The organism is Virgibacillus halodenitrificans JCM 12304, assembly GCF_001310895.1.
Classification (GTDB): Bacteria; Bacillota; Bacilli; order Bacillales; family Amphibacillaceae; genus Virgibacillus_Q; species Virgibacillus_Q halodenitrificans.
In genome coordinates this window covers 1-15,193 of record NZ_BAZS01000023.1, presented here as the reverse complement: position 1 = coordinate 15,193, position 15,193 = coordinate 1, and the positions used below count along the sequence as shown (strand labels likewise).

Genomic DNA, 15,193 nt, shown 5'->3' with positions numbered 1-15,193 from the left:
AAAATTGATAGCACTGCGCTAAGAACTATTCTTACAATACTTTTATAATAGCAAAGTTTTATTAAATAGGCTAATAATCAATCACTAAAATAAAAATTGATTAATTATACCGGCCGCACAGTTATTTCATTTACATTGACATAATCTGGCTGGGAGACTGCATAAATTACTGATTTTGCAATGTCATCAGTATGCAACGGCTTACGATCTGAAGATTGACTCGCAGACGCTAGATCTGTATCCACTTTTCCTGGTGAAATATTTGTTACTCTTACTCCTGTTTTCGCGAGTTCCTTTTCAAGTCCCATAGAAATAGCCCGTACTGCAAATTTTGTGGCACTGTATACAGTGCTTACTTTGGTAACCTCATGTCCGGATACCGACGCAATGTTAATAATATGCCCTGATTTTCTTTCTAGCATTTCCGGCAGCACTCCATGAATTCCGTATAAAACACCTTTAATATTGACATCGATCATTTTTTCCCATTCATCAACATGACCATCTTGAACTCGGGAATGTAACATTTGGCCGGCATTATTTACAAAAATGTCTACCTTTCCGAACGTGTTCCTCGCCTGTTTGATTAATACATCCATATCTTCTTTATTAGAGACATCTGTTTCCACTGCTAGTGCTTTACCTTGCATCGATTGATTAATTTCTTCAGCAACACCTGCTAATTTTTCTTTATTTCTGGCAGCCAGCACTACATTCACTCCAACATCAGACAAATGCTTTGCAATTCCCTTGCCTATCCCACTACTTGCACCTGTTATAATTGCTGTTTTACCTATTAAGTCCATCGTTTCTCCTCCTTTTAAGATTATTTATTTTCTTTTGGCTCAGTTGGCTTTGGTGGGTCAACTGGCTTTCCATCTTCCGGGTTATTTTCTGGCTCTTCTATCGGGGGTTTTGCTGGTTGCTCTGTTTCTTCCTTATCCTCTGTACCTGTATCTTTGTCCGGAGCTTGATCCTGAGATTCCTCATTTGCTTCCTCTTTAGAGTCCGATTCGTTTTTTTCATCTGACTCTGAAGTTGATTCATCAGTCTTTATTTGACTATTTTCCTCGGCTGCATTTTTTTCAGGCGTATTACCCGAGTTTTCTTTACTGGAGTTTGTACTACTCTGTTGGTAAGTTCGCTCAGATTGGTAATGATTATTTGAAAACGAAGTTGGAGTCTCCACTGTTTCAGTTTCGCTACTAACCGATTCTATTTCCTCAGGAACGACTTCCTCCACTTCCTCTTCCATTTCCACATCTGCATCTACAGTAAATTGCTTCTTTTTTATCCACTCTTCCCCATTTTTTGCTCGATAGTGTAAATCGAGCGTTTTTATTACAGGTTCTGCCAATGTAAGAGTAGTAGTAGAAGGAGCTGGAATTTCGTCTAAAGTACTATCTTCCTCCTCTATTTTCGCTGATTCAACCTTATTTATCTGCGACTTCTGCACTCCTGCAACTACTATTACTAAAAAAACGATCAAAAATAGTACGTTTATAGCAATTAACTTCCTGCTTTTCATCTGCTCCCCCCTTCACTGTTTATATTTTATTAAATATATCTTAGTCTTCCTTATTGTAAGCGTATTGCAAGATAGTTTTCAATAATAATACATAGATTATTTTTTGTTGTTTGGAAGATTAATAGAGCGATAAACAAAACAAATACTATAAAACGCTTTCAAACATATGATATAATTTTCTTAATAAAACGTTTTTAATCTATTACATTTGTTTAGAAGATTTCTATTTTAATCTTTATAAAAAGGTGGGGTAACAGATGATTCAAACTCAAGTACGTGTTATTAATAAGCACGGAGAGGACGTAAAGCATGACGGAATAGAAGTAGGTGAAGTCATTGTGAAAGGTAATGGAACAGAACAATTTAAAAATAGAAACGATGAAGGCTGGGTATATACGGGTGACCTGGGTACGATTGATAGCAATGGCAACATCCATGTTATTGATCGAAAAAAAGATATTGATACAGCAGAAACTAAGATATCCTCTGTTGGTTTGGAGAGATTATTGCTTAAGCACCCTGCTGTTCAGGAAGCATCTGTTGTTCCCGTTCCCCATGAGAAACTGGGAGAAGTTGCCCATGCTTTTGTTGTATTATATGAGAACCAAGACGCTACAGAGGAAGAACTTATCGAATATTGTCGGCGTACACTCGAATTTTCCGAATGTCCAAATGCAGTTACTTTTATGGATGAGCTTCCCAAGACAGCGAGCGGTAAAATTCTAAAAGTACAGCTACAAGGGGAAAATTAAATAAAAAAAGAAATTGACATAACTTAGAGATACTGCCATAATAACTACGATAAGTTCATACGGTTACCTTTAAACCAGTCCAGTGAGGCTGGCAAGGTGGAACAGATAAAATTCTGTTACTGAAAGAGAAGCAATTCTCTTTGAAGTTAGCACCTTGCCATATTTGGTAAGGTGCTTTTTTATAGACTAGAAAACTGGAATTCTTCCTGCTAAGGAAAACAGTCAAATATTATCTATCCTTATTCTGTTTCCATGAGAGTTTCCAAGCTGTCTTCTCTAAAGAAAGTTCTTTTGCTTTAATTATGAATATCCTCTGGGTAACCGATGGGCACTATAAAGGAGGATGAATTGTGGCACATTATAAAGAGATTCAAGTTGATGAGCGATTACCATTGTTAAAAAGTTTGCCGTTAAGTATTCAGCATTTATTTGCAATGTTCGGTTCCACTGTATTAGTTCCAATTTTGTTTGGGGTAAATCCAGCAACTATTTTACTAATGAACGGCTTCGGTACATTATTATACATCTTTATTACAAAGGGAAAAATACCTGCATTTTTAGGCTCGAGTTTCGCCTTTTTATCACCGGTTTTTGCCGTACTTGATAATTATGCCGGAGACCAGGGGTACAGTTATGCTCTTGGAGGATTTTTGGCTGTCGGGATTGTTTTGACTCTTGTTTCTATTCTTGTAAAATTCGTTGGCACGACCTGGATTGATGTTATTTTCCCTCCAGCTGCAATGGGAGCCATTGTTGCCGTTATTGGCTTGGAACTTGTTCCCACCGCAGCAGAAATGGCTGGATGGATTGCCCCAGCTGGTGCAGACCCTACTTGGACGATGGATCCTAAAGTTGCTTTAGTTTCCTTTCTTACTTTAACTATTACGATAGTCTGTTGGGTTACCTTAAGAGGTTTTCTGAAAATAATTCCAATACTTTTAGGGATTATCGGTGGTTATATTATTGCTTACTTCTTTGGCTTAGTTGATTTTTCAACTGTAAAGGAAGCTTCTTGGATATCCCAACCTGAATTTTATAAAATAAAGTTTGATTGGTCAGCTATTTTAATTATTCTTCCTGCAGCGTTAGTATTAATTCCCGAACACATTGGTCATTTATTTGTAACTGGTAATATTGTTCAAAAGGATTTAATGAAAGAGCCTGGATTAGATCGCTCATTGGCGGGAAACGGGATCTCTACCATTATTTCCAGTTTTCTTGGTTCCACTCCAAATACTACCTATGGTGAGAATATTGGAGTATTAGCGATTACAAGAGTATATTCCACTTGGATAATTGGTATTGCAGCAATACTTGCTATGGTTTTATCCTTTGTTGGTAAATTAGCAGCTCTAATATCATCTATACCTACTGCAGTTATGGGAGGAATCTCCCTATTGCTTTTCGGTATTATTGCGGTAAGCGGACTTCGTATGCTTGTCGAAGCAAAAGTAGATTATAACCGATCTCAGAATCTAATTCTTACCTGTGTTGTTTTAGTGATAGGAATTAGCGGAGCCACCGTTCAAATTGGCACAGTTGCTCTATCTGGTATGGGCTTGGCAACAATTGTAGCAATCGTACTCGGTCTGTTCTTTAAATTACTTGACATATTAAAGCTCTCAAATGAAGATAGCTAAAAAGATAAAAAGTGGTAGGCGTAATTGAATTCGCCTACCACTTTTTATTTATTAAACTCCATTTTCCAACTGTAATACTCATTATCCGCATTTTTTTCATAGCTCAAATAAGCGTTGAATTTTTTCCCTTGCTTACTTGTTAACCCTTTAACGAAAGCTTTTTTATCTTTAAGTAGCGCCTTTACCATTGTTTTGGTTGGACGTTTTTTCATTGCAGCAAGGTACTTATCGTTTTTCCAAACTACGAATTTACAGCCCTTCTTCCAATTTGTACAACCGAAACCCTTCTTGCTTTCTATTATCTTTCCCTCACATGCCGGACACTTTCCAATCACTTCTTGTTTGGAGGAAGATGTAACCTCATGAATAATCTTTTCTTCTTTATTTTTTATTTCAGCAACTGCGTCTTTTGTGAATGCATAAATCATATGAAGAAACTGGTCTTTTGTAACTTTTCCCTTTTGAATATCAGAAAGGCTCTTTTCTAATTTACCAGTGAATTCCAAATCAAATAACTGTGTAACTGGTAAGGTCTCGACAAGACTTCTACCCAAATTAGTACACACCAGATTTTTATTCTGAAAGGCAATATAGCCAACATCCTTTAATTTCTTAATTGTTTCAGCTCTAGTTGCCGGGGTCCCAATACTAAACCCACTTAATACAGCTTCTGTTGATGCATCTTCATCTTCTTTATACCTTTTTCCACATGTTTCCATCACTCGCAGTAACGTTTTTTCTGTATGATGCTTCGGCGGCTTTGTGACATGAGAAGTTACTTCCGATGAATCAGTTAAAACGAGGTCTCCTTTCTGCACATGAGGTAAGAAAGAGTCTTTGGAAGGCATCTGTTCTACCTTTTTCCAGCCTTCTGCCAATTGTACTTTTCCTTTCGATACGAAAATCCCTGTGACCCCTTCAACCTTTGTATATAGCCTCGTTTCCTCCACTTCTGCAAGTGGCATAAATTGCATGATAAAACGATTTTTAATTGAGTTATAAACAATTTGTTCCTCATTCGATAAACGTTTAGGCTTTATGTATGTTGGTATAATAGCACTATGGCTTTCCACTTTAGAGTTATTAAAAACTCTTTTCAGTTTTTTAAATTTAATTTCATCTTTATAAGGCAAGTCTTCCGAATGTGTCTGTAAAACCTTTGCAGTTTTGCCTACTAAACTTTCATCAAGAGCAATACTCGATGTTCTTGGGTAAGTAATGTATTTCTTTTCATAAAGTGATTGGGCTACCTTTAAGACCTTATCGGATGTCCATCCCTTATATTTATTCGTAATGTAACCTTGTAAATTAGACAAATTGAAAAGAAATGGTGGAAACTCTTTTTTCTTTTCTATCTCTTTTTTACTAATTTCACCTGGCTTCTCATTTAGATTCCGCTGAATATCATCCAATGCTTCTCTGTTTTTAAATTTATCTTCTTTCTGAGCTGTATAAATCCCTTCATATTTCTCATTACGATCTGTTCGAAAGATTGCTGCCAACTTAAAATAATCCTCTGGCTGAAAAGTTTCTATTTCTTTATCACGATCATAAATGATTTTCAAAGTTGGTAATAAAACTCTACCAATATTAAGAGCCTTACCTCCACCCTTTTGATACTTTAAAGTCGCTACAGAGGTTAAATTAATTCCAATCACCCAGTCCGCCCATTGCCTGCTTACCCCCGCATCTCTTAATGATTTCATATTTTCATTTGGTTTTATTCTTTCCAAACCAGAGAGCACTTCCTTCTCTGTCCATTCATTTAGAAGTAATCGATAAACCTGCTTAGTAGGTCTGTTATCTCTGTAAATAATACTATCTCCAATTAGTTGCCCTTCCCGATCATAGTCACAAGCTGAGATAATAGTATCCACATCCGAACGTTTCATAAGCTGATGAATAACTCGTAACTGTTTGGCGGCTCCTTGATCCTGACGTTGTTTATTCCCATAACCTGATTTAACTTTATATTTGAATTTAGAGGGGATAAATGGAAAGTTATCTAATTTCCACTTTGCCATTTTACTATCATAGTCCTTTGCATCATAGAGCTGAACTAAATGGCCAAAAGCCACGTAATAATATAACCATTTCCTTCGAAATAGCCTTCTTTCTTTGTTCTAATTTTCAATGCGTCGGCAATATTTTTAGCTACCGAGGGTTTTTCAGCGAGGATTAATTTCATATAATCACCTATTTCTACATATTGGGTTTAAAAGTTGAAGACATACAGAGGAAAAAAATAGAGAAGCTACCTTCTATTATACACGAACATATATTCAGTTGGGGATTTAACTTTCCTATCAAAAATAACATCTGCATCTCGTACTATATTACGGATGCAGATGTTACTTATCAATGCTCTTTAGATAATCTTCTGGTTAATGGGTAAACACCTATACTTTGAATAATTAAAGAAAGAACAATTACTGAAAAAGTCAATGAAACAAGTAAATGATCATTGGAAGCTTCTGCTTCTAACCCAAGAAGTAAAGCAACAGACATCGTCCCTTTGATACCAGCCCATGTAATCATTAAAGAGTCACCCAAAGTAAAACGTTGACGCCAGCGAGGTATCACCATTGTAGACGTTGCCAATACAATAAATCGGCTGACCAGAGATAATATAAAGATAATCACGACCAATGCCCATGACACATCGAATAAATAATTAGCTGATTGAATACCGATTAACAGGAAAATTATCGATAAGATCGTTGGTTCTACAATGGTCCAAAATCCATCTAATGAATCACGAAATTGTTCTTCCTGCCGATGTTTTCCAAATTCATAGGATAATAGTAATCCGGATGTAACTGTTGCTAATACTCCTGAAACTCCCAGTAGCTCTCCAAGATAAAAACTGCCATATGCAATGATTATACTGAGCATTACCTGGTATTGCCGGTGATTGGTATAGTGAATTGCCTTACTAAGCAACCAGCCAAAAATTATTCCAATAAATACCCCACCTAGTGACACAAAAAGAAACTCCGTAATAAATGATGTGACCGAAAAGCTCTGGTCATGCAGATACATTTCCAATAATACTGTAAATACCACAATACTTGTTCCATCATTTAGTAGAGATTCTCCTTCTACTACGTCAGAAACCTTTTCATCACTAGTAGAATTTTTTAAAATCGAAACAACAGAGACAGGATCTGTTGGTGATAAAATTCCTGCTATTAACAAGGAACCTATTAAGGATAGATTTATAAACAGATTTCCTACTGCATAAATAGAAAGTCCAAGTATTGCTACTGTAAACTAAACCGACAGTTCCCATTCCCCCAATCAGCCATTTATTCTTTTTTAATGCCTGAACAGAAAAGGAATAGGACGATATGAATAATAATGCTGGTAAAAATACATTAAATATTATTTCTTTTGTAATCGTAATCCCTTGAAAAATTGGAACGAAGGAAAGGAAGATCCCCAATACTACGAGAACTACTGGGACCGGGAAGTAATTCTGTTTTTTATCGATCGAAAAAACGATATATCCAGCAAGTAACAATAATAAAATTTGATGCGTAATCATCCGCCTTCCCTCCTTACATTTTTACTTATTTTTTCCCAAAATATAATAATCCGGTTAGAGCTCCTACTATACACATGACTGCTGCAAATATTAAAAATGGTATAGCTCCAAGTTGATAAATGATGGGGACAGATAATGCGGTGACTAACCCTCCACCTAAAAAAGGCTCGTACACCAGTTGTTTATAACCAAACCCTTGGAATGCTGGAGACTCATTATTCGGATCCACTACACGCATCAATAGAAGACCAGTAGCTGTGACTCCCATCGACTGACCAAAATCACCAATCCCTCTTTCAAACCAATACGTTGGGATTATTCTAGGAGCCAGTACAAGAAAACCAAATACATTCCAAAGAATACCTGCCCCAGCTAATAATAGAAACGGAATGATATACTCTCCGATTACGTCCAATGAAACGGTTCCAATTGCAGTTAGTATTAGTATATCAAGCGAGAATCCTTGGATGCGGTTAATCATTCTACGATCGAGAACCTCGGAATTATCTACTTTATTAAAGACAACTTGAATGAGAATTCCGCCAATCATTGCCAGAGGAAATAGAGGAATATATGTCATGAATGCAGAGTCTGTCCACATCCCCCATGTGACACTTTCTATCCATATTAACAGCTTTAAGATAAGCCAACCAAGAAAAACTGCCATTCCCACAACCGCGAAATGGAGTGAAAGTGGCTCAATGGATTCAGGTCTTACGGTCATTTTTGCTGCAGGTTCTCTATTCTGGAATTCCATGATCCCTTGTTTTCTTAGCGTTGAAAAACCTTTCACATCTTTAATAACCTGGGTTTTCTCTTTTCTGACTGCCCAATTAATCAAAATGATTCCCATAATTATTCCTGAGAGGATACCAACAGTCGCAAGGCCAATGGAAAGATCATAGGCTTCAGAAAAGCCCATCTCTTTAAATGTGCCAGCCATTCCTGCTGCTGTACCGTGACCACCTTCAAATGCTACTTCAATAAGAGCACCGGCCATTGGAGGCAATCCCAAAAATGGAGTTAATACTAATATAGTTAATAATATACCTATTACATATTGCCCCCATCCCATTGTCCATCCAAAGGCAAGTTGGGGACCACCATATTCCCAAATTTTTGCCAGTGTAGGGATGGTGGCACCTAAAAATAAAGTAGCAAAGACTACATTAATCATTATTCCTGGTAAGGCGCTCCATACTTCCATCACTTCCTTTGTCATAATCCCATTTGTTAAAAAGGAATTATCACTTACCACAAATCCAGCAAGCTTCCCAAGTACTTGTGGACCTAGAATTAAAGCTATAAATCCACCTATAATGGAGGATGGCAAGAATAAGTTTTGTAACCATTTAACTTTTATTCGGATCCATTTTCCAATTAGTAGAAAGGCTGCCAAATACAAAAAGGTAAAACCTATTTGTTCTGGTGTCATTTCCCCAACTCCTTCGTGAATAGAATTACTTGTAATTTCGTTCCCGGTAATGTATCTCCCTAAACTAATTCGGTCATGTACGGCTACTTCACTGGAGAATAGATTATCACCCATAAAATGAAAAAACGTTATTAAAAAAAACGGGATTACTTGTGAGGTACAAAACGATAATTCACACGATTTGCATAACTGTAATATAAGTTTAAAAATATTAAAAGGGCTTAGAGAAACAGATTCTCTAAGCCCTCTTTATTCTATTAAAACGGTCTTTAGCGGCATAATCCCTATTTAAGAATAGAGCACGATTGTTTAATAGTTACTTTGATAACCATTCATGGGAATGATCTGATAAACTTTGAAGGCTATTCATAAATAATCCTGCATGATAACCATCACAAACAGCATGATGAACTTGTAAGGCCACTGGTAGAAATATACCATCATCTTTTTTTATAAACTTTCCCGCCGTAATAATCGGGAAAAGAAAATTACCGCCATTATTTATATTCAGGTTAAAAGCAGTAAATGAACTCCAAGGGATCATCGATATAGGAACAGTGTTATTAGGAACAGGAGATTTTGGGAATAAACCTCCTACACCTTTATACGTATTTACATCTTCTTCATACTCCTTATGGAATTGTTTAAAGCTGTCAGTTATTTCAGTCCATATGCTTGAGAAAGTTTCTGAACTGTCATCAAAGATCGTGTAACTTGGATGTAACTTTTCCCAGCAACCCAAATATCCCTCGTTATCAAACGATTTTCTGAATGCGGTATTGCTATTCACTACGTTTGTTACCATGTAGATGAACGTTGGATAAAACTTGAAATCATTTTTTTTGATGTTGTTATATAAAATACTAATATCTATCTCAGACGTCATGCTAAACGTTGTTTGTTGATTCAAATAATGTTCGAAATATTCCTTTCGATACCAATCATCTAAGTTAATCCTCTTAAAACTCATTATTATATGCCTCCTAAATTTTATTAACTTTTTATTTAGAAGGCTATTTTCTCTGTTTTCTTCATCGATAACACCCTTCCTCCAGATCAGTTACTCCGTTAAATGGCCCTATTCCAGCAGCACAACATTGTTCAATTATCGCGCCCTTTTGCGGAACAGGGTACAGGGCATCATTTATTAAATCTTCCCATTAAAACGGTATTGTAATACTTACCGTCGGAAAGAACCTTGTCATTTTTTAAAACTCCTTCAGTTTTAAAGCCAAAACTTTCATAGAGTTTTATTGCTTTCTCATTTGTTTCAAGAACGTTTAAGGTTATTTTTCTTGTTCCGTTTAAGTCAGCCCAAGCAATTGATTCTTTTAAAAGGTTTTTACCAATACCGTAGCCCCAATAATCTTTTAGGACACAAACTCCAAACTCTACCTTGTGTGCGAATCGTTTTAATGGATTCCCTTCACATCTTGAAAATCCGACAACCTTGTCATGAACCACGGCAACTAAAAAAAGGTTTTTCTTATTTTCTGTATCTGCTTTGATTAATTGTTCAAAACCTTGTACATCAATGAATGCCTCACCTTTTTCTCTATCAAGGTTTTCTGTCTCTCCATCAATCTGCAATCTGATTTCAGACAAATCCTTTGCGTCTTTATTTTCTGCAGACCTAATTACGTAGGGCTTCCCGTTAACAATAAATTCCTTCAGACCAATTCTCATCTCGTGTCCCCGCCTTTATTTGGTTTATTCAATTAAACAATATGGCCCAATACAGGCACAGTGCTTCCTGCACAACTGCGCCCTATTGTTGTATTGTATTTTTTGATTTTTTCATGCGATACCATTTAAATACGAGTCAATATTATTGACAAAATAATTTAATTATGCTATAATTTACATTTATTATACTTTCGTATATAATAAGATTCTCCTGGCCAGGGGAATCTTATTTTTGTTATATGGGGGAATCAATGTATGGAGAAAAATGAATCCAGTTTAACTTCCTTAATATCAGCTTTTGGTCGAGCATACCATAGTAAGTATGACACACCAAAGATTTTTGATGATTATATTGCAAAAGATTTAATTACCCAAAAGGAATTTGAAGATATTCGTAAAAACATGATTCAAGGAATTCAATTTTTTAATCATGAAATTGCTATAAAATTTCAAGATCAACCTGATGAAATATTAAAATGGATTACACAAGTTCAACTCTCTCCAACTCCATTAGCACGTGCTGCCTATTGTGAAAAAGTATTATTCCATGAGATAGTACTAGGAGCTAAACAATATGTCATTCTAGGAGCTGGATTGGATACATTTTGTTTTCGGAACCCAGAATTAGACCCTAAGTTGGAAATATTTGAAGTTGATTATCCGTCTACACAAGATTTTAAAAGGAATAGGCTAGCCAAATCTAATTATCAAATTCCGGATAATTTTCACTTTGTTTCAATGGACTTCACCAAAGATATTATCCTACAAAACCTTATTGATGAGGGTTTTCAACCAAACAAAAAAACCTTTTATAGTCTCTTAGGTGTTTCCTATTACTTAACAAAAGAAGAAATTTCAAATTTAATTAAAGAATTATTTGCAGAGATTCCATTGGGAAGTTCCATCGTTTTTGATTATGCAGATGATAAACTATTTGAAGAAAAAGGATTATCTAACCGAGTTCAGAATATGGTGCAAATGGCATCCGCTAGTGGCGAACCAATGAAGTCATGTTTTACTTATGACGAAATAGAAAAATTGTTAGAAGATGCAGGATTACTTATTTACGAACATTTATCACCCTATGTTATAAATAATAAATTCTTTAGCGATCGATCGGATTATTTAAAAGCCTTTGAAACGATTCATTACATCCATGCTGTAAAAAAATAATTATTTGTTTAATAAAGCTTACCCCTTAATCCTCTATTTGATTGAGGGGTAGGCTTATTATTAGTTATTACACAATCTGGCACAGTGCTTCTTCCACAACTGTTAGCAATAGGTAAGCCTTTGAGGTCATCTCCAGCTTTTGTCGGGTAGGTCAGGGATATTACTATCCCCTTCCCCCCTAAGAACGCACGTGTGCCTTTCAGCACATACGGCTCAAGCATGCATTTATCCTTGTCTAGTCTAAATTAATCCTATTATCTTCTTTCTCTTTATGTAGCTCATAACGCCCCGAACTTGAGCCTTGTTTGGAATATTATCTCTTGCAGGGAATATCTTGTGATATTCTAGATGGCAAGATATGTGAACCAATTCTATGTTCTTATATTCATTACTTCCACCTTTAACTCTAGGAATTTTATGATGCATCTCTAAACCTTCGGTTCTATCTGCGATTGATTTACTACACAAAGGGCATTTGTATTTCTGCTTTTTCGCTAACTTTTGTCTATACGCTACATTGTTCCTATCAAACTCTTTAATATCACGTTTCTCAAAATAATCTTTGAGATTTTTATTAAAAGGACTATAATCATGTTTAATTTGCACGTGTCGTACAATTGGTATCCAAGACACCTTTTTCAGTTGGTTATTAGTAATTGGATCAGTTAATATCCAATTATTTTTACTTTGACCAGTTTTATCTGGTTTAAAGTATCTTTGACTAATCCATTGCCAACTCTTTTTCGGGTGAAGTCTTCGTAGAAATTTGTATTGGATTTTCCAGATATGTGAATCCATTTCCGAAAAGACTTTTTTGGCGACAGTTGGACTCCAGTAATTCGCTGTGCCTAAAGTAATAGGATTAAGCGTCTCAATTAGTTTTTGTACGTTTTTCCCGTATAATTGCCTTGCTTTATCGCTGATTTTCCTCTTCGCATTTTTAATGCTATCCTTGGAAGGTTTGGTAAGAACTTTACTACCATTATGAGTTTTATATTTTCTTATGTTGAAACCTAAGAAATCAAACCCTTCTTCAATATGCGTTATTTTCGTTTTGTTCATTGCTAACTCAAGCCCCCTGGTTTGAAGGTACGGCTTCAGTTTATTATATAAACCATTAGCATCTTCCTTAGATTCACACATGATGACGAAGTCATCAGCATATTTAGTAACGGCAAACTTAGCCCGATTTTCATAAGAAATTTTAGTTTTCCTCTTTACCATTCGGTATTTTATGTTAAGTAAATCTTCTAGGCCATGTAGTGCAATATTGGCTAGAAGTGGTGAAATAATGCCACCTTGAGGAGTTCCATCTTCCGATTCATGGAATACATTGTTATCTACAAAACCTGCTTTTAACCACTTTGCTATTATATTAAAGGCTGGAAACCCTTTAATTTGTTCAAGGATATAGTCATGGTTTAAGTTATCGAAACAACCTTTGAAGTCGCCTTCAAATATCCACACCTTCTTATTACCAACAGTGGTGTGAATTCTTTGAATTGCATCATGACAATTTCTTTTAGGTCTAAAACCATAAGAAGTTGGTTCAAATTTAGCTTCCCACTGTGGTTCAAGGGCTAACTTAGCAATGTTTTGATAAACTCTATCTTTCATTGTCGGTATTCCCAGGGGTCTAAGTTTTCCGTTTTTCTTTTTGAGATAAGTTCGATAAGCTGGCTTTGGTCTATGACACTTGATATTCATGTCCTTCATTTTATTATAGAGTTCAATTCTCTCATAAGGAGTTAAAGCTTTATGTCCATCAACCCCAGCCGTTCGTTTCCCCTTATTAATTTGGGTAACTCTTCGAATTGAGAGTAGTAATGCAGTTTGACTTCTCATTAGCAGCCTTTGTAAATCTCTTACCCTACGGATGTTTCCTAGACGTTCGGCATGGAATATTCGTTGCTGTAATTTTTCTACATACTGACTAATCTTTAACCAATTAATACTATCCCAATCAGTAATGTTTGGTAATGCGGACTTCATAGAAGTGTTCATCGGCTGTTACCATCCTTTTGAATTATTCATCAACGCTTTATTCCATGTTGCACACCAGTTGGAAGTCAGCACTCTTTCGAGTTATGTTATGAAACACTATCCACCCAGTTATTTTCGATTCCTGTTCCTTTCGGCATGGTGGCATTCACTTCTTCCAACCTCCCATATCCATTTGGGGAATTGGGCTTTGCTTACGCTCAGCTTACCTCTAATTTTCAGGACCCCAATTGGACTTACCAAGTTTAACTTCTGCCAGCTATGAGTAGGTTAGGTTTCTCCAATACACCGATAGGTTTGTGGGGTTGCATTAAAGATATTCAGGGGAGAATACTTTCCCTACCTATGAAACGTCAGTCTAGCTGTGTCTTATCTGACGACTGCGGTGACGATGCTTATAGAGATTCATTTATCATTAACCATGCTACTCTTTCCCTCGCTCCCATCCACTTAGACACGAAGTTTCAAGTCAAGCACATCCTCATGCAACCTACATCATGATTACTCATCATGCAGTTTCGGAAGGGAATATCCTAATGCAACTGGATAATCTATATAGACACTGGCTTCATACGAAAGAAGTCACATCTTGTCGCACCCCCTGCTCCACACGAAACGTGCAGGTTTCCCCGCATTTCGCGCTCCATCTAACAAGATGTACTGTGATGATAAGTTACTCGTTACCTTCGAGCAATGAAATCTATGACGGTAAACCTCTTGTCCGAAAGTTTGCACTGTGGCATCTCTCCTTGTCTGAGCGATGTTCCCACTTTCCTACCCGATCGGTGCAATGCACGTTTGTAAAACCATCGTTCCATTCGCTAGACTTGGGGCTGTTCCTCCACTTCCATTACAGAAGATTCTTCGGTCATACCCCTACCCTCGCAAAGATAAATGCTTTTCAGCGCATGCCTTATAGCAAACGTTTCGAGTGACAGCTCTTGGTTCAACGTTCCTTGCTTTCCAAGTCCCTTACAACGTAGCTATCGATACTGGACGTAGGTGCTTCCTATAAGCCTGTGAGCTGGATACCGCCGTTGTCCGGTATAGCGTATTTCAGAGGGCGCATTTTTACTCTACACCACTCACGTCATCGTTGGATGACACATAAGTTTCCCTATGTTCAATCTTTAGACCCGTACATTCGGAAGTTTGTCAGTCCCCTTTCGTGAGAACATTCTCACCATATCCAGTTTTTCAGCCGTGCGGCATATCCGTCGGCATACCTTCTCTTATCAAGTGGCTTCAGCCTTCGTTCTGCCGAATCACCTGTGCTTCATACCCCAAAGCCTGTCAGCCTTGACGCATGCAGGATTTGTTGACGGGATGGTTTCAGGAAACATGGTTCCATCATTCCCATCCTCCGTTGCAAAGTTGAAATTTATTAAAATTCCCTGCATGTTCACGCTTCGAAGCGTTATAGCGGAACTT

9 protein-coding genes and 2 pseudogenes are annotated in these 15,193 nt (G+C 36.8%); 3 read left to right on the top strand and 8 right to left on the bottom strand.

Features of this window, described 5'->3' with window-relative positions; translation table 11 throughout:
- Positions 1-104: 104 nt before the first annotated feature.
- Positions 105-806: an SDR family oxidoreductase gene (locus JCM12304_RS12405; RefSeq protein WP_019376128.1), complete on the bottom strand. Its 702-nt coding sequence runs from the start codon at positions 804-806 to the stop codon at positions 105-107.
- A gap of 20 nt (positions 807-826) precedes the next feature.
- Positions 827-1,528, bottom strand: coding sequence for a prolipoprotein diacylglyceryl transferase (locus JCM12304_RS12400; RefSeq protein ID WP_019376129.1), 702 nt, complete (start codon positions 1,526-1,528; stop codon positions 827-829).
- Positions 1,529-1,785: 257 nt separating this feature from the next.
- On the opposite strand from JCM12304_RS12400, the gene JCM12304_RS12395 reads away from it, so the two are divergent.
- Together JCM12304_RS12395 and uraA are read left to right on the top strand one after the other, a co-directional pair.
- Positions 1,786-2,280, top strand: a complete 495-nt coding sequence (locus JCM12304_RS12395; protein WP_060680711.1) for a class I adenylate-forming enzyme family protein — start codon at positions 1,786-1,788, stop codon at positions 2,278-2,280.
- Between the two features lie 350 nt (positions 2,281-2,630).
- Positions 2,631-3,920 carry a uracil permease gene (gene uraA, locus JCM12304_RS12390; protein ID WP_060680709.1) on the top strand — a complete coding sequence of 430 codons (1,290 nt, stop codon included), beginning with the start codon at positions 2,631-2,633 and terminating at the stop codon, positions 3,918-3,920.
- 44 nt (positions 3,921-3,964) lie between these two features.
- On the opposite strand, the pseudogene JCM12304_RS12385 reads toward uraA, so the two are convergent.
- From JCM12304_RS12385 to JCM12304_RS12365, 5 genes and pseudogenes are all read right to left on the bottom strand, one after another.
- Positions 3,965-6,108: pseudogene (locus JCM12304_RS12385) on the bottom strand (type IA DNA topoisomerase).
- 170 nt (positions 6,109-6,278) lie between these two features.
- A pseudogene (locus JCM12304_RS12380) lies at positions 6,279-7,467 on the bottom strand (cation:proton antiporter).
- A gap of 25 nt (positions 7,468-7,492) precedes the next feature.
- On the bottom strand, positions 7,493-8,902 hold the full coding sequence (locus JCM12304_RS12375; protein ID WP_060680707.1) for a sodium/glutamate symporter: 1,410 nt from the start codon (positions 8,900-8,902) through the stop codon (positions 7,493-7,495).
- A gap of 316 nt (positions 8,903-9,218) precedes the next feature.
- Entirely contained in the window at positions 9,219-9,872 is a 654-nt protein-coding gene (gene catA / locus JCM12304_RS12370; RefSeq protein ID WP_060680705.1) for a type A chloramphenicol O-acetyltransferase, read from the bottom strand.
- A 170-nt stretch (positions 9,873-10,042) separates the two neighbouring features.
- On the bottom strand, positions 10,043-10,588 hold the full coding sequence (locus tag JCM12304_RS12365) for a GNAT family N-acetyltransferase (RefSeq protein ID WP_060680703.1): 546 nt from the start codon (positions 10,586-10,588) through the stop codon (positions 10,043-10,045).
- A 255-nt stretch (positions 10,589-10,843) separates the two neighbouring features.
- Between JCM12304_RS12365 and JCM12304_RS12360 the strand changes: the two genes are divergently transcribed.
- Positions 10,844-11,761, top strand: coding sequence for a class I SAM-dependent methyltransferase (locus JCM12304_RS12360; RefSeq protein ID WP_060680701.1), 918 nt, complete (start codon positions 10,844-10,846; stop codon positions 11,759-11,761).
- A 240-nt stretch (positions 11,762-12,001) separates the two neighbouring features.
- Here JCM12304_RS12360 and ltrA read toward each other — a convergent pair whose 3' ends face one another.
- Entirely contained in the window at positions 12,002-13,753 is a 1,752-nt protein-coding gene (gene ltrA / locus JCM12304_RS12350; RefSeq protein WP_256200828.1) for a group II intron reverse transcriptase/maturase, read from the bottom strand.
- Positions 13,754-15,193 lie beyond the last annotated feature (1,440 nt).